We start from the raw sequence: 19,339 nt of genomic DNA, 5'->3' as shown, positions 1-19,339 counted from the left end.
TTCTGATAAAATAAGGACAACACAATGTGTTTGTGCACCGCGGACGTCTATCATTATCCAATGAAAAATAATATGCAAAAATCGAATTCAGTTTCTTGGTCGTGGCTATCTGTGCTGGTTGTGGTTTTGGTTTCTACCAATCTGAGATCGCCGATTACGGCCGTAGGTCCAGTATTAGGTCAGATTAGTGCAGATCTCACTTTGAATAGTTTCCAAAGTAGTCTATTGACAGCTATTCCACTTTTTATGTTCGCGAGCTGCTCTGTGGCTGTCAGTCGTTATTCCCATGAGCAGGGTATGCACCGTTTTCTGTTGTTTGGACTGTTGCTATTAAGTCTAGGGATCATCATGCGTGTATGGGGTACGATTTCATCACTATTTCTTGGATCAGTTTTTATTGGTTTAGGCATCTGTGTTGGCAACGTCGTGGCTCCAGGATATATTAAGACAAGTTTTCCCGATCGCATTGGGCTTATGACTGGAGTCTTTGCGGTAGCCATGAATTTGACCGCAGCCTTTGCCTCCGGCTTTAGTTTACGCGTAGGGGAATGGACTGGCTTTGGATGGCAGGGCTCACTGGGTGTTTGGGTGGTATTGGCATTGTTGTCCATACTCGCTGTTATTTGGGACCAGGCTGGTGTATCGTGCGATCTTATCGTGGGAGAGCAAAAACGAATGCAAACAGGTGTTGGGCATCTCTTTCGGTCAACATTAGCTTGGTATATCAGTATATTTATGGGAATTCAATCCTTAGTCTATTATAGTTTGATCTCCTGGTTACCCAAGGTATTGGTGGATTATGGGATGGCAGTACAGGATACAGGTTGGATCTTGTTTATTATTCAAATTGCGATGATACCCATCATGTTTGTCGGACCGATTATTGCACACCGGATGAAAGATCAACGGCCGATGGCTATTGCAGTAGCAATCGGTATGCTCGGAAGTATTATGCTATTCCTTTGGTATGGGCTTGAAGGGATCTATGTTGCCGCTATTTTATTGGGGCTATCCAATGGCTTGTCATTTAGCCTTTCCATTCTCTTTTTTACCTTGCGGGCCAAGTCAACGGCAAATGCAATTAAAATTTCAGGAATGGCACAGTCCATAGGTTATCTGATTGCAGCATTTGGTCCTCCGATTTTTGGAAGATTGCATGAGATTGATGGGACATGGCACCTTTCGTTTTATTTTCTTGGGGGTAGTATTATTCTTTTGCTGGTTGCTGGAATAAAGGCCGGCGCGCCTAAATTTGTGGAAGAATCTTAAAATGGAAATCGGATCGGGTATTCATCTGATCAATGGATACCCGATCCGATATGAGGATTCGGTGCAGAGACAACAGCTACGGAAGCTTAATCTTTAAGCACGTCGAATTCGATATATGTCGCATTGTTAACATCATGGAAAATACGTTGTGTGGCTTTGCGGAAATCCGTTTTGGTCGCTGAATAGGGTTCCATATAAACCTGAGGATTCCGTTCAGCCAGCGGAAACCATGAATTTTGTACCTGAACCATGATGCGGTGCCCTTTCTTAAAGGTATGGGCGATATCTGGCATGACAAAGTTTATTTGTTCCACTAATCCGGGACTCAATGGTTGAGGTTTGTCAAAGCCATTTCTATATTTTCCGGCCATGATCTCTCCTCTGACCATCATCTGATACCCAGCCATTGGTTTACCCTGATAGCTTGCGGCATCCTCCGGGTAGACATCAATGAGTTTGACAACGTAATCAGCATCCGTGCCTGTAGATGAAACCTTTAGGAAATTTTTGATTGGTCCTACAATCGTGAGGTCTTCCGTTAGTGGTTCGGTTTGATAGACCATGACATCCGGACGGTTGGCAGCGAAACGCTGGTCGTCGACCATATATTCACGCGTTCGGTTCTGGATCAATCCGCCTTGATGTGGAACAGGTTTATTTGGATCAGTGATGTACTCATCCCAAGAATCCGTGTGTTGAACTTTTTCAAATCCCAGTCTTCCCTGCGGTTGAAAATAAAGTTTTCGTGTTTCCACATCTTTAGGGGGCCATTGTTCAAACTGCTTCCATTCATTGTTTCCTGAAATAAAAATATTAGCTTCAGCAGCGTTGAAACTTCCTTCATTTTTTAAATAGTACTTAAAAAATGGTTGCTCAAATTTTTCCTGATACGTTATACTTGTTTTTTTGTCAAATTGGATATCACCCAAGAAATCGCCTTCGGCGCGTACCCAGCCGCCATGATACCAAGGTCCCGCAACTAAGATGGAGTTGTTGTTTTTGCTTTTCTCTTCAATGGATTGGTAGGTCTTGAAGGTGCCATAAGCATCTTCAGCATCAAAAAAACCGCCAACGACCATTACTGCAGGTTTAACATCCTGGAGATGATTGGTGATTACGCGAGATTTCCAAAATTCATCGTAATTTGGATGCAAAAAGAGATCATTCCAAAACCGAACGGAATCGCCAAAATAATTGTTTTTGAGCTCCTTTGCAGTTCCGGCATGAAGGAAAAAATTGTATTTATCAACTTCCTTTATCTGAATGTTGTTTTTAAATTGATCCGGTGTGATCGGTTTGGGGCGAGGTACACCAAAGGTTGACATAAAAGTGAATGCATCCTGAAGAAACAGTACACCATTGTGATGGAAATCATCGCCGATAAACCAGTCCGTCACAGGGGCTTGGGGTGAAACAGCTTTCAGGCTCGGATGGGTTTTGACTAGCCCTACAGTAGAGTAAAAACCTGGATAGGAGATGCCATAAAGGCCCGCTTTTCCATTGTAATTTTTCAGGTTTTTGTTTAGCCATTCCAATGCGTCATACGTATCTGTACTTTCATCAATGGCATTTTTATCTTTACTGAGCGTTGTCGGGCGGATATCTTCAAAATCACCTTCACTCATCCATTTGCCACGAACGTCCTGATACACAAAAATGTACCCATCACGCATCATTGCAGGGAAGTTTCCCAAACTCTTTTTATATTCATGCTGTCCATAAGGACCTACAGTGTACGGGGTACGGTTCAATAAAACTGGATATTTTTTAGATTTGTCCTTTGGACTATAGATAACAGTAAACAGTTTCTTGCCATCTCTCATCGGAATCGTTACTTCTTTTTTTTCATAGTGGTCTCGAACATATGCGGAGTCAGCGGCGTTCTGTGCATGGAGCAAGTTTCCACTCAAAAGAGCCAAGGCTAGAAAACTAAGCGTTTTTTTCATCGTGATTTAGATTTTAGGTTAAAGGTAGCGCTCCCGAAGCCATTTTCCAATTTTATTGTCATATTTATATAGGTTGGAAAAAGAAAAATTGACCAATTTAGTAGAAAGAATAACTTTTTTTGATTTGTATTTGGATTAATTTTTTAATGTTAATATATTGAATGAAATTAGTTGTAAATAAATTTTGTTTTAAATACCAGTGCTGAAGCCGTTAAATTTCAGGGATATGGATTGTACTAATGGTACTTGATCATTCACTTCGGATTATCTTTTTAGACCATAAATAGACCTTAAAAAAAGCAATTGTCACGATTTTATAATTAAAATGGCGATCCGTATGAATTATGTTTTTTTAAACTAAATTTAAGAATTATTTTATCACAAAACATCAATTAAATAACAAATTAAGTATATAGAATTAATATGGGACAACAAGTGAAAGATGCCAATGGTAAATTGGGTATTCTTATTCCGGGATTAGGTGCTGTTGCTACAACGTTAATCGCTGGTGTGGCATCTATAAACAAAGGTTTTTCAAAACCAATAGGATCTGTTTCTCAATTGAGCAGAATACGTTTAGGTAAGCGCACGGAGAACAGAAATCCATTAATTAAGGATTTCGTCCCTTTAGCAAAGTTAGCGGATGTCGTCTTTGGTGGATGGGATGTATACGAAGACAACGTTTATGAAGCAGCTTCAAAAGCTCAAGTATTGGAGCAGGGGCAATTAGACGCGGTGAAAGCTGAATTGGAAGCTATTCAACCGATGAAAGCCGTATTTGACCGAAATTTTGTAAAGAATTTAGACGGATCTCATATCAAGACGGAGAAAACCCGCCGTGAACTGGCTGATGCAGTCCAACGTGATATCCGTGAATTTAAAGAAAAAAACGGTTTAGATCGTGTGGTATTGGTATGGTGCGGTTCTACTGAGCGTTATATTGAAACAAATGAAGCTTTCTCAACTTTAGCAAAACTAGAGGAAGCATTGGACAATGATGATCAAAGAATTCCACCAAGCATGGTTTATTGTTATGCTGCATTAAAAGAGGGTGCCCCTTATGTAAATGGAGCACCAAATTTGACATGTGACGTTCCTGCGATTATCGAATTGGCGCATGAAAATGGTGTTGCAATCGCCGGAAAGGACTTCAAAACAGGTCAAACTTTGATGAAAACTATTGTTGCTCCAGGTCTTCAGGCTAGAGCACTTGGGGTCGAAGGCTGGTTCTCGACAAATATCTTGGGTAATCGTGATGGACTGGTATTGGATGATCCTGAAAACTTCAAAACCAAAGAAGTTTCCAAGCTATCTGTACTGGAAGAAATTTTGGATGCTAAAAAGAATCCTGAACTATACGGTGACTTGTACCATAAAGTACGTATTAACTACTATCCTCCACACGGTGACAATAAAGAGTCTTGGGATAATATCGATATCTTCGGATGGTTGGGCTATAAAATGCAGATCAAGATCAACTTTTTATGTCGTGATTCAATCCTAGCTGCTCCAGTTGCATTGGATTTGGCCTTGTTTATTGATTTGGCACAACGTGCAGGTATGTCAGGGATCCAAGAATGGTTGTCTTTCTACTTGAAATCTCCACAAACAGCTCCAGGTTTACCTCCAGAGCATGACATCTTCAAGCAATTGATGAAGCTACAAAATACTTTACGTCATATTATGGGGGAAGATCTGATTACACACTTAGGCTTGGATTATTACCAAGAGTTAGTTGACAGTATTCAATAAAATACCTCTATAAAAAGGGGGGAAATTGTGAAAAGCAATTTTTCCCTTTTTCATCAGGATAAGATTGTTATTTCAAGTGAACGGAACGCATTGATAATATATTCTTTGTATATTCTGATACTAAAAAAATACGGTTAATCTGATAATCAAAATAGGGACAATAAGTGCCGCATTTGACAAAGGTTTACTTTTACGAATGATTTTATTTTGCGAATAGAAACAATGGAATTTGCTATCATAGCAGCGGGAGAAGGATCTCGATTGCGAAAAGAAGGGTTTAATTTACCAAAACCTTTGCTACCATTACACGGAGTTCCATTAATTGAACGATTGATTCGTATCTTCGTTGGCGAAGGTGCAGATAAGGTGCATGTTATTATTAACAGGCAATCCCCAGAACTGAAAGTTTTTCTGGAGAATACGGTTTTTGAAGTGCCTATTATACTGATCGAGGAAGATACACCGAGCTCTTTACATAGCTTTGCGCTATTGATCAAGAATAACCCCGCATGGATGTCATGTTGCCTGACCACAACAGATACAGTCTTTAGACCACAGGAATTTCATGATTATCTGACCGCTTTTGAACACAGGAGAGATGCAGATGCTTTTATGGCCATTACTCCTTTTGTAGATGATGAGAGCCCTTTATATGTGAATACCAATGAAGACTTGGTGGTTGAAGCTTTTTTGGATCAAGCCACTGAGCATACACAATTTGTATCTGGAGGTATTTACTGTTTTCGTCGACCCGCCATGGACTGTGCATTAACTTCGGTTGCTGCTGGCAATGCCAGAATGCGCAACTTTCAGCGGGCTTTATTGGAAAACGATTTAGATGTTCAGGCCTTCGTGTTTGAGAAGGTCGTGGATATCGACCACTTAAAAGACCGTATTGTAGCGGAACAATTTTTGAGTGAAGAAGTTAGTTAGAAAAATGAGTGAAATGATTTCTATTTTAGGCGTAACTCGAAAAAATCGCTTTTCTCCCAATCATGTGGGCAATGATGCGGCAATATTTAATGAGGTCATATTAAAATTGACAGAAAAAGGAGCGTCAATTGAGGTCTGCAATGAAGATGAATTTTTGGCTGCCAAGATCATAAAGCAGGAAAATATTCTGACGATGGGACGAACAAAAACATTAGTGAAAAAGCTGCAAATTCTTCAAGATCAAGGTGCTAGTGTGTTGAACTCGGGTTTCGGTATCGAAAATTGTTTTCGAAAAAACATGACACTTAAATTATTGGAAGGTGGTGTCCCATATCCCAAGAGTATAGTGATTTCTACTGTTGCTGACATCCAATCCATTTTTGAGAAACTCAAAGGAAAGGGCGTCTGGATCAAAAGGGGAGATTTCCATGCCATCCATAAAGAAGATGTCACTTTTGCTGGAAGTCTCAAAGAAGCACAGCATATACTGAATGAATATGCCCTTCGTGGAATCAAAGAGGCTGTGATCTCAGAACATCTTGCCGGAGATTTATTGAAATTTTATGCCGTGCGGGGTACTGATTTCTTTTTCTATTTCTATCCCTATGAACACAATCATCATAAGTATGATCTGTATGAGCAAATCAATGATGAAGTTGTTCATTTCCCCTTTGATTTGACCGAGTTAAAACAAGTTGCCAATCATGCAGCTGAAGTACTGGATGTCCATATTTATGGCGGAGATGTAATTATAGACCCCAATGGAAATTTTCATATCATTGACCTGAATGATTGGCCTAGTTTTGCTCCATGTAGGGGGGAAGCTGCGGAGGCCATTGCCCAATTGGTTTACCATAAATTTACTGAAAAGAACCACAATGCAGAAAGAACAAGTTAATGCGATCGAAGAAGAGAATTTGAGCGCATTTGAACAATCGCTGAAATCAAACGATACCGAAGAAAAAATAGATATCTGGTTTTACAGGCCAATAGGATTTCGTATAGCACAGGTCTGTGCAAAAATAGGGATCACACCCAATGCTGTGACAATTATAAGTATTTTTTTTGGTGTTGCTGCGGGTATCCTTTTTTATTACGGGGATCTGTGGATTAACGTCATCGGCATGTTGTTGTTGATCTTTGCTAACTCGCTAGATAGTGCTGACGGTCAACTGGCCCGGATGACGGACAATAAGAGTCGTTTTGGGCGTATTTTGGATGGTTTTGCAGGTGATTTTTGGTTTGCCTCCATTCATATTGCCATCTGTCTGCGCAGTATTAATGAGGGCTGGCCACAGTGGCTTTGGGTCTTTTGTATCCTGGCAGGAGTATCCCATATGATTCAATCGGCAATGGCCGATTATTACCGCAATGTACATCTGTTTTTTATCAAAGGTAAGGCCGGTAGTGAACTCGATAATACACGTGATCTGAAAGTCGATTATGAAGCATTGTCATGGCGCAAGAATTTTTTTAGCAAGTTTGTACTGAACGGCTATATTGGGTATACCCGAAATCAGGAAAGACTGTCACCAAAATTGCAGAAGTTATTGCGTATTGTCAAAAGCCGGTACAAAGATGACTTACCCAAACAGCTCATGGTGGACTTTAGAGCCCAGAATAAGCCGTTGATGAAATATACCAATATTGTACAATTCAATACACGGGTGATTTTCCTATTCGTTTGGTTGTTTATCGGTGAACCTTGGATTTATTTTTTCTTTGACATGTTTGTATTAAACCCGATATTGATCTATATGTGCAACAGACAAGAGAAAGTAAGTGGGCATTTTGTTGATAAATTAACAAATGATCCAACGTATGGGTAACAAAATCTATAAAGTGCTCTTCATGCTCATCGGTATAGGTACACTGGCTTATATGATCCAAGCGATGGGCATTCAGGAAATCTGGAATAATCTAGAAAAAATAGGTTGGTGGTTTTTACCTGTACTTGGCAGTTGGGCCGTTATTTACTGGATGAATGCGTTAGCCTTTAATGCCATTATTCAGGAACCTCAGTTACAACAGACAAGTGTCCCTTTCTGGAAGGTGCTCCAATTAACAGTTTCGGGTTATGCGATCAACTATATTACGCCTTTTGTTGCTTTGGGAGGAGAGCCTTACCGGATTATGGAATTAAAGAATTATGTAGGCGGTTCCAAAGCAGGATCTTCTGTGCTATTATATGGTGTAATGCATATTTTATCTCATATTTTATTTTGGGTTGCCTCTGTATTTTTGATCCTATGGTTCGTTCCGGCAAGTACATTGGTGAATGTTGCCTGTGCAGTGATCTTTGTCATGGCAATTGTATGTACCTGGTTATTTACAAAATTCTATAAAAAAGGAATTACCGTTTCATTATTGAAGACCTTATCACGTTTGCCATTGGTGGGAAAGAAGATTAATCAGCTTCTTTTGACAAAATATGAAACGTTGAATGATGTGGATCAACAAGTGAAAAATCTATTTCAAAACCGTAGAAACCGTTTTTATACGGCTCTTTTCTGGGAGTTCGTTGCTCGGGTTATTGGTTGTTTTGAAATTTATTTTATCGGTTTGGCCTTAGGTATCAATATTGATTTTATTGATGCGATGATCATCAGTTCAGGTTCTTCATTATTTGCTAATTTGGTGTTTTTCTTCCCGATGCAATTGGGAACACGTGAAGGAGGACTAGCGATGGCAGTGATGAGTATAGGCCTGCAGGCTTCGGTCGGTATTTTTATTGGTATTGTCACCAGGATTCGGGAGATCGTTTGGATCATCATTGGTTTAGGTTGGATGAGTTTAGTAAAAAAGAAATAGCAATGGACAAGTTTATAGTTAAAGGAATTATTTTTGATTATGGTGGTACACTGGATACCAATGGCGGACATTGGGCAGCAGTACTATGGTCAGGTTACGAAAAGTATCAAGTTCCTGTCAATCTGAATTCGTTCCAGGAAGCCTATGCGTATGCAGAACGTCAGATGGCTATTCAGCCCATTATCAAATCGGAGTTTAATTTCCTGGAGGTTCTTGAAGCCAAGCTGAAAGTACAATTTGAATATCTCATTGCAGCAGGTTATGAACTGGATATGCTGCTAGCCAATAAGATTGCTTTTGATGGTTATTCTCTTGCTAAAAGTACAATTGAACAAGTGAAGCCATTGCTGCATACTCTTGCAGATCGATATCCAATAGTGATGGTATCCAATTTTTATGGAAATTTAAAATCCGTATTGGCAGATTTTGGAATTTTATCCTATTTTAATTCTATCGTAGAATCCGCTGTGGTGGGGGTGCGGAAGCCCGACCCTGCAATTTATGCACTAGGAGTACAGGAAATGGGGCTGAAAGCACAAGAGATATTGGTCGTTGGAGATTCTTATGGTAAGGATATGGTGCCAGCAAAAACAATAGGATGCCAGACCCTTTGGCTAAGAGGAAAGACCTGGGGCGAGGATTCGTTACAGGACAGCTCTGCAGCAGACAGGCAGTTTAATACCATTTTTGATCTACTCAAATTGCTGTGATTATAGGTGCTGACGAAATTCTTTTGGCGAAATGCCCACATTTCGCTTAAAGAATTTTCCGAAAAAGGATTGATCCGAAAAGTGCAGTTTTTTTGCGATCTCACCAATGGAAAACCCTTGATGAAGCAGAGATTTAGCTTCTTCTACTAATACGTTCTGTATGAGTTCTATGGCAGATTTTCCTGTGAGTTCCTTGGTGATAACAGACAGATGCTTTGCGCTAATGCCCAACTGAGTGGCATAAAATTTTACGGTATGTTCCTGACGGAATGACCTTTTTAACAGGAGATAAAAGTCAGCCAAGATATCCTGCTTTCGTGATGATATCACCGACGTATTGTTCGTATGCTGATTTGCCAACCGAGCTATCTCGCAGCATAATATTTCAGTCAAGGATTTGATGATCTGATTTTTGAAAATATAACTGGGTTCCTGTTTGTCGTAGTAGATAAACTGCTTAAACAGGTTGGCGAGATGGGCTGATTCCTGTGAGGAAAGGAGGAGGATATGGTTATTGTTCAGTCCTAGAGATCGTTTGGTGATATCGAAAAATTCTTTCCGAAAATCCAATTTAAAGGTAAAATCCATACTAAAGAAAATCAGATATACCTCGCAGTCCCAAGATTTGACCACGGAAGAACTATTGACCTTTGTGGCGGGGCTGGTGAGCAGCAGCTGATGTTGGCCAACTTGTATGCGTTCATTATTGATCATAAAAGAAGTTTCTCCTCTTCTAATCAGACAAAGCGAGTATAAGTTGCTTTTTGTCAGCATTTGCTCCTGTTCCGTGCTGAAGATTGGTTTGGATTTATTCCCTTTGATATGAAAAACAAAAAAATCAGGAGTATCGGCTAGTTTATTTTTAGAGGACATGTTTATTTTACAATAAAATCAAAATATGTTTTTTGATAGGGTTCATCTTGTAGTGTGTAGTGCCACCATTCTTTATCATAGGATTTAAACCCAAATTTAGCCATGGTCGTGCGGAGCAGTTTTCTATTTTCCTTTTGCTTTGCAGTAAGATTCGTATAATTATGATGGGAAACAGCTCCGAAAAAATCAAAAGTACCGCCCATATCAATTTCTTTGTGATCTTTCAGGTCGATCATTGTCAAGTCAACCGTACTTCCTCTGCTATGGCCAGATTTTGTAGCAATGAAGCCTAATTTAAACAGGTTCTTCTTGTTTAGACCTGGATAAAATTCAGCCTTAGCAAGCGTATCATCGGTGGCAAGTGACCATGTTTTAAAATGATTAACTGAACGTTGTGGACGGTAGGCATCAAAAATTTTAAGCCCTAAACCTTTGCCATTTAAATGCTTTTCTACATGTAGTAGGGCCAATGCGGCTCGCTTGGTTAAAATGGCTACTGGCTTTTCGTAGCCATGTACCGGTCGCCCTGTGAAATTATGTTTGCCAAAATAACGGATATCCAGGCTTATTGTTGGTATGACATCTTTCACGTATACAAAATCTGAAGGCATGGTTTGTTGCTGGGCCTTTACCTGAATACCGAAAAGTGCGAGGTAGATTGACAGACACAAATTGAATTTCATAGCATGAAGATACAACATGTCTGCTAAATTAATACAATAAAACAGGTAAGAAATCAGGCGTTGCCCAAATTTCACACAGAACCCCAAGCTATGTTCTTAAATTTTCAAGCCAATCAAGGAAAGACCATAAGCACAATACGATAGTCTTAATGATCCTCCAGTTTTTTTCTTAAGTAATGGTAGATTTCAGTCTGCGAACGACAAGGTGCTTTTTTGTTCTCAACATAATGGTTGCTGAGCGAGTTATTGAGGATACGCGCTTTGATATTATCATTAAGCTGGATCTGGAGCATTTCTTTGAGTTCTTCCTTAATTTTTTTATTCGTGATCTTCACCGCTGCTTCGATGCGATGGTCGAGATTTCGTGTCATCCAGTCAGCAGATGAAATATATAGCAGCTCTTTTCCGCCATGGTAGAAATACATGACGCGAGCATGCTCCAGATATTCGTCAACAATGGAAATAGCATTCAGGGCAACCTTAAACGTTTTCTGATTGGTAGCACAATAAATTCCCCGAATGATAAGATCTATTTTGACGCCTACAGTAGCAGCATCATAGAGTTTCTTGATCATTTCCTTGTCACTTAATGAGTTTACCTTGACAATGATATAGGCCTGTCGGCCGGCTTTAGCTTCTGCGATTTCTTGGTCGATGAAATGCAATAATTCCCTACGCATATCTATTGGGCAGATCAGAAGGCTTTTACAGTTTTTTATAATGTCAACCGGGTTGGCTTTTGGTCGTTTCAGATAGTTGAAGACCTTGTTTATGTCTGCAATAACATCTCTGTTGCTTGTTAGCAGGCAATAATCACCATACAACTTTGCTGTTTTTTCATTGATATTGCCTGTGCTCACAAAACCGTACTGAACCGTTTTTGTTCCTGTGCGCTTCTTAATAACACAGAGTTTGGCATGTACTTTTTTGTTGGGAATACCGGTAAGCACCTTGATCCCCTCCAATTCCAGTTTTTCTTTCCAGTCTAAGTTATTTTCTTCGTCAAAGCGGGCTCGTAGTTCGAGCATGACTGTTACTTCCTTGCCATTCCGAGCGGCATTGATCAGCGCATTTGCTATTTTGGAATTTGATGCCAACCGGTAAGCTGTGATTTGTATCGTTTTGACATCCGGATCCATTGCGGCCTCGCGAAGGAGGTCGATGATCGGCCTAAATTCGTGATACGGAAAAGAGAGAAGGACATCCTTTTTCAGAATGGTATCCGTGACACGCTCATAGTTTCGGAAATAGGGGTGTGGGAAAGAAGTACGTTCTTCCGGTTGGTGGTATAATTTAAACACATTGGGAAAATCCATGAAATGCTTAAAATTATGGATTTTTTGTCCGGGAATTATGCTATCTTTTTTGGAAAGATTAAGTTTTTTGATCAGGAACTCCACCAGTTTAGTATCCATTTCTTGGTCAAATACAAATCGGGTAGGTTTACCTTTTCTTCTGTTTTTAACACCTTTACTTATCTTTTCAACAAGCGTTGTATTGATATCATTATCGATATCAAATTCTGCATCTTTGGTAACTTTGAATACATGGGCATGAAAAACATCAAAACCGAAGTAGGAGAAAATCAACGGCAGATTGAACTTGATGACATCTTCTAGGAGAATAATGTGTTTTTCATCTTTTGGAGCTGGAAGTTGGACAAATCGCCCATTTTGACTTGTAGGGATCTCGATCAAAGCAAATTTGGTTTCATATTGCCACTCCATTTTGCCCATTGCAATGCCCAAGTAAAGGCTCTTATCCCGAATATAGGGCATTGGCCTGATATCATCCAGGAGGAGAGGAATAACATTGGACTCGACTTCATCCTGATAATATTCATTAACGAATTTTTGCTGATCGGGCGTAAGTTCCGTGCTTGTTTTAATATATACGTTTTGCTTGGCCATATCTTTTTGGATACGGTTCCAGGTACTGTCAAATTTCTTTTGTTGTTTGATGACTCGAATATTGAGCTCTTCAAGAATGAACTGCGGGTCTTCATAAAAAGATTGGTTGGCACTCTTGTCTTTTAGGTCAATGGCACGTTTCAGTCCTGCGACACGCACACGGAAAAATTCATCCAGGTTGTTCGAAAAAATACCTAAGAATTTGATCCTTAGCGGTAAGGGAACTGCCTCATCTGCGGCCTCTTGCAGCACTCGGCCATTAAAGCTCAACCAACTAACATCCCTAGGAATAAATTTTTTCGACATAGCTAAATATACATAAATTTGAAGAGCAAAACTAGAGCTCTAAAAGGGATAAAAGAATTTTTTTGTGTTAACGAATTATTAATTTATTTTGTATTCATCTTGTAGACAAAAAAGCCCTTCAAAATAAGAATGAACTATTTTGAAGGGCTTTGAGTCAAGCAATGTTTTATTATTGCTTTTTTCCGTATTTTTTAGAAATTTGGATCGCTTTAAATTTTGTTGTGTCAAAATGGGGAGCATTGATTTCCAGCTTCGTTGGATAGGGGAGACTACGGTCAAAAAAGTATACTGTAGTCGTGCTCCCATAATCATTCACGGGCATAAGATCCAGGCATGCCGCATAGTCTGCATTTAAAATGTCACCTACAGTGACTGCATAAATACGGACGATGCCGCCCTTATTCTGTTCATTTCTGACGAAGGCTACTTCTTTAAATCCCCCGGGAAGGTCTTCTATGCTTTTCTGAGTGAAACTGTCCTTTAAAATAAGACCTAGCAACACCAAAATCGGAATGACCAACAGCCAGATCCTCTTATTCTTCTTCATTAAAATACGCTTAAAGTGTAATCGTTATGTGTAATAATTTGTAAAATTCTTTTAAGATAGCCTGATGACCTGGCCATGCTGGTGAAGTGACGAGATTGCCATCAACAATAGCCTGGTCTGCGGGAATATTTTTCCAAGTCCCTCCAGCCAATTCAATATCAGGGCCGACAGCAACATAAGCAGTCAATGTGCGCCCGGCTAAGACTTTGGCTGCGGTGAGCACCTGAATACCATGGCATATTGCGGCCACTGGTTTATTTTTTTCAAAAAAATGACGCGTGATCTCTAACACACGTTCGTTCAGTCGGATATATTCTGCCGAACGGCCTCCCGCAATATACAGACCATCGTAGTCTTCCACATTCACCTGATCAAAATCCTTATTGATGCTGAAGTTATGTCCACGTAGTTCCTTATATGTCTGATCGCCGGTAAAATCATGAACTGCCGTCGGAACGACATCTCCACTTTTTCTGTCCGGGGCAATTGCATCAACAGTTAACCCAAGAGAGCCCATTGCTTGAAATGGAACCATTGCTTCGTAATCTTCAACGAAGTCCCCGACAAGTAATAATATTTTTTTTGCCATATCAAAACCTCTTTTAATAGGTTTTCAATTTACATATTAAAAGAGGTTTTTACAATGATTATTTGTCATTCTTTTGTTAACCCTGAATGGAAAATCTTTCAGCCAACGCACGTTTTGTTTTGCGTATCTTAGCTTCCAGCTGACTTCTCAGTGTTGGGTTAATAATTCCTTTACCTTCTTCAAAGTTTTTATGAAATTCAGGAAGTGAAAAGGATTCTAGGATTTCGGCCCCATCCCATGTGATTCGATTGACAGCTGTATTTAGCACCGTAGCGCCACCCATTGGACCAGGTGCGGTAGCCAATAAGAATACGGGCTTTCCATTAAATAATTTACGATTAGGGATACGTGATACCCAGTCGACTATATTTTTATACGCTGAAGTATAGGAGCCATTATGTTCAGCCAAAGAGATCAAAAGAAAATCTGCCGCATCCATTTTTGCTGCAAAATCATGTGCCAATTGAGGTATGCCCTGCTCAACTTCTTTGTCATATGAATAGATGGGCATCTCGAAATGATTTAGATCAAGGAATTCAATGCTATCATCTGCTTCTTTGTAATATTTGGATGTACTTGTCACAAAGCTTTTGTTAATCGAATTTTTATTGCTTGTTCCCGCAAATGCTAATATTTTCATCTTACAAATCGTTTTAATTTTAGACTGGTCAAACTTACAATATTACTAGGAAATAAATAGCAAGAAAATGTCTTCTGGTAGTCTCTATGCGCATTTATTGATCTAGGTCAATAAATTCAAAGCGTTCATACATACCAAGTAGACCTGTCAGTCCTCCCGTATGGACAACGAGAAGCTGATCGGCGGGGGTGAAATAATCTTTATGGATAAGGTCATTAATAGCATATAGCAATTTGCCTGTATAGGTGGGTTCGATCATGATTCCGGTCGTTGCGATAAAATGTTGTATAAATGCCAAAAGTTCAGTGCTGGACTTGGCGTAACCACCGAAGTGGTAATCCAGATGCAGGGTTGGTGGAGTCATATCTGGGTAAAGCTGCTTGCATTCATGCAGGATAAACTCACCGTTTTTTAAGATAGGTATACCATGTACTTGAGTAAATAGATCTTGTTGGTCAACGGCATGTGCAATTCCCGCCAAGGTTGTTCCTGTGCCACAGGCGACAAAGATATGTTGGTACTCCTGTTGTAGCTCATATACCAATTCCGTACAGCCCTTTGCACCTAATGAGCCATAACCACCTTCATGGATATAATAAGATGTAGCGTCTTCACCAAAGTAATCGTGATATAATTTTTCTTTGTTCCGATATGATTCACGATCGACATAAATAAGCTTCATCCCAAATAGTCGGCACATGGCCAGGACGGGATTGTTGAACTGTTCATCACCTCTGACAAAGGCTGTTGTTTTTACTTTAAATGTTGCCCCAGCACAAGCGGTCGCTAATAAATGGTTGCTCCAAGCTCCACCAAAGGTAACGATATGACTTTTTTTAAGCTGTAAAGCTTTCTGAAGATTATACTTTAACTTTCGCCATTTGTTGCCCGAAATAAAGGGATGAATGAGATCATCCCGTTTTAATGTCACTTTAATATGTTTCTTTTCCCAGGAGGGTAATGACACTTCAGTTTCGGGACTATGGATCTTGAAAGGCAGCATATTATTTAAATGAAAACAAATTTAACGAAAATTGTTTCATTTGGTTTATTTTTGTAAAATGACAGAACAAATGGGATCGCAAGATCAAGAAGAACAAGAGTTATTTGAACATCTACGCATTGAGGTGGATAAAGGCCAGGCTTTACTCCGTATTGATAAATATCTGATGAACAGAGTGGAGAATGCGACTCGGAGTAAAATCCAGCACGCCATTGAGGCTGGTTCTGTCATGGTTAACGGAAAGGAGATCAAGGCGAGTTATAAAGTTAGGCCCGCCGATGTGATTACCTTGGTATTGCCAGATCCACCGCGAGACAACGAAGTTTATCCAGAAAACATCCCTTTGGATATTAAATATGAGGATGATGATGTGTTGATTGTCAATAAAGAGGCTGGAATGGTCGTCCACCCAGGGTATAACAATTATACGGGAACCCTGGTGAATGCCCTGACCCATCACATTCAGCAGTTACCACAGCTGCCAGGAAATTCGGATCGCCCTGGATTGGTGCACCGGATAGATAAAGACACCTCAGGATTGTTGGTCATTGCCAAGAATGAGAAATCGATGGCCTTTTTGGCGAAACAGTTCTTTGACCATAGTATCACCCGTAAATACATCGCATTGGTCTGGGGGGATCTGAAAGAGGATGGAACGGTTACAGGATATATAGGTCGGCATCTGAAAGATAGGCGCATCATGGCAATGTATGATCAGGAAAGTCAGGGCAGGTGGTCCGTGACACATTACAAAGTGCTTGAACGACTGGGATATGTTACCCTGATCGAGTGCCAGTTAGAGACCGGTCGTACCCACCAGATACGCACGCATATGCAATCAATAGGCCATCCTTTATTCAGTGATGCCATGTACGGTGGCGATAAAATATTGAAAGGGACCGTTTTTTCGAAATATAAACAATTTGTGGATAATTGCTTCTCATTACTCCCCCGACAAGCACTTCATGCACAGGTTCTGGGATTTATTCATCCGACCACAAAAGAAAATATGTACTTTGAAGTACCATATCCGGAAGATTTTCGTTTAGCTTTAGAAAAGTGGCGTAATTATGCTGCCAATTCCATGGCTATTGGAAATGATTAAAATTTAGAAAAGAAATAAAAATGCCAATAAACTATATCAATTTTAATGGCAATATCGTACCCGAAGAACAGGAAATATTTGCCGTAGAAAATAGAGGTTTTCGTTATGGAGATGGATTGTTCGAAACGATGTTGTACAAGGACGGTGATATCCGCTTTCTGAATTTTCATGTTGAACGATTACAGCAGGGGATGGATCTTCTTCATCTAGATGATGCTAATCTTTTTGACGAATTTTTTATCCGTTCTAAAACAGAAGAACTGATTCGCAAGAATAACATGCTGGGACAACAGGTCCGCATTCGGCTTATTGTCTATAGGGCAGGGGGTGGATTGTACAGTCCCACCACAAATAAACCCGGCTTTGTATTGCAGGTCCAACGCTTGGAACCTAATCTCAGAGATAAAAAAGTCGGTCTGATTGTGGGGTTATACAATGAGTTTAAGAAACCCTATAGTGATCTCTCAAAATTAAAGTCCCTAAACTCTCAGATCTACGTGCTGGCAGGTATTTACAAGAAGAAGATGGCTTTTGACGATGTGCTGATCTTAAATCAGGAAGGCCATCTCTGTGAATCCCTGACGTCCAATATCTTTGTATATTATGAGAAAGTACTTTATACACCAGCGCTCTCTGAAGGCTGTATCGAAGGCATCATGCGCCGTGTGGTCATGGATATTGCCAAAGCAGAAGGAATTGAAGTTGTAGAGGCACAAATAAGCCCCGAAATTATGAAAAGGGCAGATGAGATTTTCTGTACAAATGCTGTACACGGTGTTCAATGGGTGATGGGGTATAAGCAAAAACGTTATTTCAACAAAATATCCCGAATTTTACAAGATAAGTTATTGACCTGGAATTACGACTCAAACGAAGATCAGCTTTAGGTAAAAGCAAGAGCTGAAAGATATTCATGATAAAGGGGAGCTTTAACAGCTCCCCTTTATCATGAGATACGTATTACCCATTATTCAAACGCATTTTTGAAACTGAGTAAGAATTCAATTGTTTTTTGAGATGCTATTTTTCCATCCGTTCCAACAGAGTCTTTGATATTGCCCAAATAAGCTTCGGGCTGCTGCATGGGGTGGATATTGACAAAAACAAGGGACTGCCGAAGATGATGGTTGGCCCCAAAACCACCATAAACCCCTGTTGAGGATGTTAATATGGCAGCAGGCTTTCCATCCCACTGATTTTTGCCATAAGGTCGGGATCCTACATCAATGGCATTTTTCAACACAGCGGGAACAGATCGATTATATTCAGGACTAATGAAAAGAACAGCATCTAAGGATGCTATTTCTTTGCGAAAACGTATATATGTTTCCGGGGTAGGCCCTTCATCATCAAAGTCCTGATTATATAAAGGAAGGTCACCAATCTCAATAATCTTATAGCAAAAACTTGTCGGATTTTGATCAAGGATGAATTGTGCGATGTTTTTGTTGTACGAGCCTTTTCTTAAACTGCCTACCAATATGCCTATATTATGCTGATTCATGATGATTCAATTGAGGTATTAAAGAGTGAACAATTTGACGGATAAAAAGTTTGGTTTGCGCTTACCAACAGTCGTATAATTAACTTGTTTATTATGAGTTGATTATCATTTTGTTAACAAAAATTAACATTTAACCTTTAATCTTTTGCATACAGTTTGTTGTCGTAGAGTAAAGAAGAAATTACAAAACTATAGGGAGGAGCTACTTATGAAAAAATTGTTTTACACGGTTGCGATTGTTGCGGCACTTTTTACCGTCGGTTCTGCCAAGGCGCAGATCAGTGTTAGTGTGAATATCGGAAGCCAACCGAGCTGGGGACCTGCAGGTTATGATTATGCTCGTTATTATTATATTCCTGAGTATAATATGTATTATGACGTTCCGGCAAGGGTGTATGTCTATTATGATAATGGTGGATGGATAAGAAGGTCAAGGTTACCGAGAAGATATCGTCATTATGATTTTTACAGAGCACATAAAGTGGTAATCAACGACCGTACACCTTGGCGTCACCATGATCGTTATAGAAGTCGATATGGACATTCACGTGGAAGGCAAGTCGCCATTCGTGACCGTCACCATGGTCATAGTGGATATTCGTTTGCCAGCGACCGCAGACGGAGCCATGGGCACTCTTCATGGAACAGCAGAGGGCATCATGATAAGGGAAGAGGACATGGTCGTGGTGGACATGGACGTGGTCATGGTAACAGTCACGGCCATGGTGGAAGACATGGACATTAATCCCGTATTTCGA

19 protein-coding genes are annotated in these 19,339 nt (G+C 40.0%); 10 read left to right on the top strand and 9 right to left on the bottom strand.

All coding sequences use genetic code 11. From position 1 onward, the window contains the following. Window positions 1-60 precede the first annotated feature (60 nt). Window positions 61-1,269, top strand: a complete 1,209-nt coding sequence (locus HX021_RS07345) for a CynX/NimT family MFS transporter (RefSeq protein WP_286589500.1) — start codon at window positions 61-63, stop codon at window positions 1,267-1,269. 86 nt (window positions 1,270-1,355) lie between these two features. Here the strand turns inward: HX021_RS07345 and HX021_RS07340 are convergent, their stop codons facing one another. Further along, a complete protein-coding gene (locus HX021_RS07340; protein ID WP_286589499.1) occupies window positions 1,356-3,215 on the bottom strand; it encodes a CocE/NonD family hydrolase in 1,860 nt (619 codons plus the stop codon). Between the two features lie 423 nt (window positions 3,216-3,638). Here HX021_RS07340 and HX021_RS07335 point away from each other — a divergent pair, with 423 nt between their 5' ends. From HX021_RS07335 to HX021_RS07310, 6 genes are all read left to right on the top strand, one after another. Next, window positions 3,639-4,967: an inositol-3-phosphate synthase gene (locus HX021_RS07335; RefSeq protein ID WP_286589498.1), complete on the top strand. Its 1,329-nt coding sequence runs from the start codon at window positions 3,639-3,641 to the stop codon at window positions 4,965-4,967. 222 nt (window positions 4,968-5,189) lie between these two features. After that, window positions 5,190-5,900: a nucleotidyltransferase family protein gene (locus HX021_RS07330; protein ID WP_286589497.1), complete on the top strand. Its 711-nt coding sequence runs from the start codon at window positions 5,190-5,192 to the stop codon at window positions 5,898-5,900. 4 nt (window positions 5,901-5,904) lie between these two features. Continuing rightward, the gene (locus HX021_RS07325; RefSeq protein WP_286589496.1) at window positions 5,905-6,798 is read left to right on the top strand and encodes an ATP-grasp domain-containing protein; all 894 of its coding nucleotides are present in this window, start codon (window positions 5,905-5,907) and stop codon (window positions 6,796-6,798) included. Continuing rightward, on the top strand, window positions 6,779-7,729 hold the full coding sequence (locus HX021_RS07320; protein ID WP_286589495.1) for a CDP-alcohol phosphatidyltransferase family protein: 951 nt from the start codon (window positions 6,779-6,781) through the stop codon (window positions 7,727-7,729). The genes HX021_RS07325 and HX021_RS07320 overlap by 20 nt, the downstream gene beginning before the upstream one ends. Beyond that, window positions 7,722-8,711 (top strand): lysylphosphatidylglycerol synthase transmembrane domain-containing protein, encoded by a 990-nt coding sequence (locus HX021_RS07315; protein WP_286589494.1) that lies wholly within the window; start codon window positions 7,722-7,724, stop codon window positions 8,709-8,711. The genes HX021_RS07320 and HX021_RS07315 overlap by 8 nt, the downstream gene beginning before the upstream one ends. 2 nt (window positions 8,712-8,713) lie before the next feature. Beyond that, window positions 8,714-9,421 carry an HAD family hydrolase gene (locus HX021_RS07310; protein ID WP_286589493.1) on the top strand — a complete coding sequence of 236 codons (708 nt, stop codon included), beginning with the start codon at window positions 8,714-8,716 and terminating at the stop codon, window positions 9,419-9,421. Here the strand turns inward: HX021_RS07310 and HX021_RS07305 are convergent, their stop codons facing one another. The 7 genes from HX021_RS07305 to HX021_RS07275 all read right to left on the bottom strand — a co-directional run bounded on the left by HX021_RS07305 (window position 9,422) and on the right by HX021_RS07275 (window position 15,972). After that, window positions 9,422-10,294, bottom strand: a complete 873-nt coding sequence (locus tag HX021_RS07305) for a helix-turn-helix domain-containing protein (RefSeq protein WP_286589492.1) — start codon at window positions 10,292-10,294, stop codon at window positions 9,422-9,424. Window positions 10,295-10,296: 2 nt separating this feature from the next. After that, window positions 10,297-10,977 carry a M15 family metallopeptidase gene (locus HX021_RS07300; RefSeq protein ID WP_286589491.1) on the bottom strand — a complete coding sequence of 227 codons (681 nt, stop codon included), beginning with the start codon at window positions 10,975-10,977 and terminating at the stop codon, window positions 10,297-10,299. Window positions 10,978-11,123: 146 nt separating this feature from the next. Next, window positions 11,124-13,193, bottom strand: a complete 2,070-nt coding sequence (gene ppk1, locus HX021_RS07295) for a polyphosphate kinase 1 (protein WP_286589490.1) — start codon at window positions 13,191-13,193, stop codon at window positions 11,124-11,126. A 169-nt stretch (window positions 13,194-13,362) separates the two neighbouring features. Further along, on the bottom strand, window positions 13,363-13,740 hold the full coding sequence (locus HX021_RS07290; RefSeq protein WP_286589489.1) for a hypothetical protein: 378 nt from the start codon (window positions 13,738-13,740) through the stop codon (window positions 13,363-13,365). Window positions 13,741-13,750: 10 nt separating this feature from the next. After that, the gene (locus tag HX021_RS07285) at window positions 13,751-14,329 is read right to left on the bottom strand and encodes a DJ-1/PfpI family protein (RefSeq protein ID WP_286589488.1); all 579 of its coding nucleotides are present in this window, start codon (window positions 14,327-14,329) and stop codon (window positions 13,751-13,753) included. A gap of 76 nt (window positions 14,330-14,405) precedes the next feature. Next, entirely contained in the window at window positions 14,406-14,969 is a 564-nt protein-coding gene (locus tag HX021_RS07280) for an NADPH-dependent FMN reductase (RefSeq protein WP_286589487.1), read from the bottom strand. A gap of 94 nt (window positions 14,970-15,063) precedes the next feature. Then, the gene (locus tag HX021_RS07275; RefSeq protein ID WP_286589486.1) at window positions 15,064-15,972 is read right to left on the bottom strand and encodes a 1-aminocyclopropane-1-carboxylate deaminase/D-cysteine desulfhydrase; all 909 of its coding nucleotides are present in this window, start codon (window positions 15,970-15,972) and stop codon (window positions 15,064-15,066) included. Between the two features lie 70 nt (window positions 15,973-16,042). Here HX021_RS07275 and HX021_RS07270 point away from each other — a divergent pair, with 70 nt between their 5' ends. Further along, a complete protein-coding gene (locus HX021_RS07270) occupies window positions 16,043-17,077 on the top strand; it encodes an RluA family pseudouridine synthase (protein ID WP_286589485.1) in 1,035 nt (344 codons plus the stop codon). Window positions 17,078-17,097: 20 nt separating this feature from the next. Then, a complete protein-coding gene (locus HX021_RS07265) occupies window positions 17,098-17,964 on the top strand; it encodes an aminotransferase class IV (protein WP_286589484.1) in 867 nt (288 codons plus the stop codon). An 80-nt stretch (window positions 17,965-18,044) separates the two neighbouring features. Here HX021_RS07265 and HX021_RS07260 read toward each other — a convergent pair whose 3' ends face one another. Then, entirely contained in the window at window positions 18,045-18,581 is a 537-nt protein-coding gene (locus tag HX021_RS07260; protein ID WP_286589483.1) for an NADPH-dependent FMN reductase, read from the bottom strand. 208 nt (window positions 18,582-18,789) lie between these two features. Between HX021_RS07260 and HX021_RS07255 the strand changes: the two genes are divergently transcribed. Then, a complete protein-coding gene (locus HX021_RS07255) occupies window positions 18,790-19,326 on the top strand; it encodes a hypothetical protein (protein ID WP_286589482.1) in 537 nt (178 codons plus the stop codon). Window positions 19,327-19,339: the final 13 nt, after the last annotated feature.

Source organism: Sphingobacterium sp. N143, from assembly GCF_030325625.1.
GTDB lineage: Bacteria > Bacteroidota > Bacteroidia > Sphingobacteriales > Sphingobacteriaceae > Sphingobacterium.
Note: the sequence above shows the minus strand (reverse complement) of the source record. Positions and strands in the feature narration are given on the sequence as shown.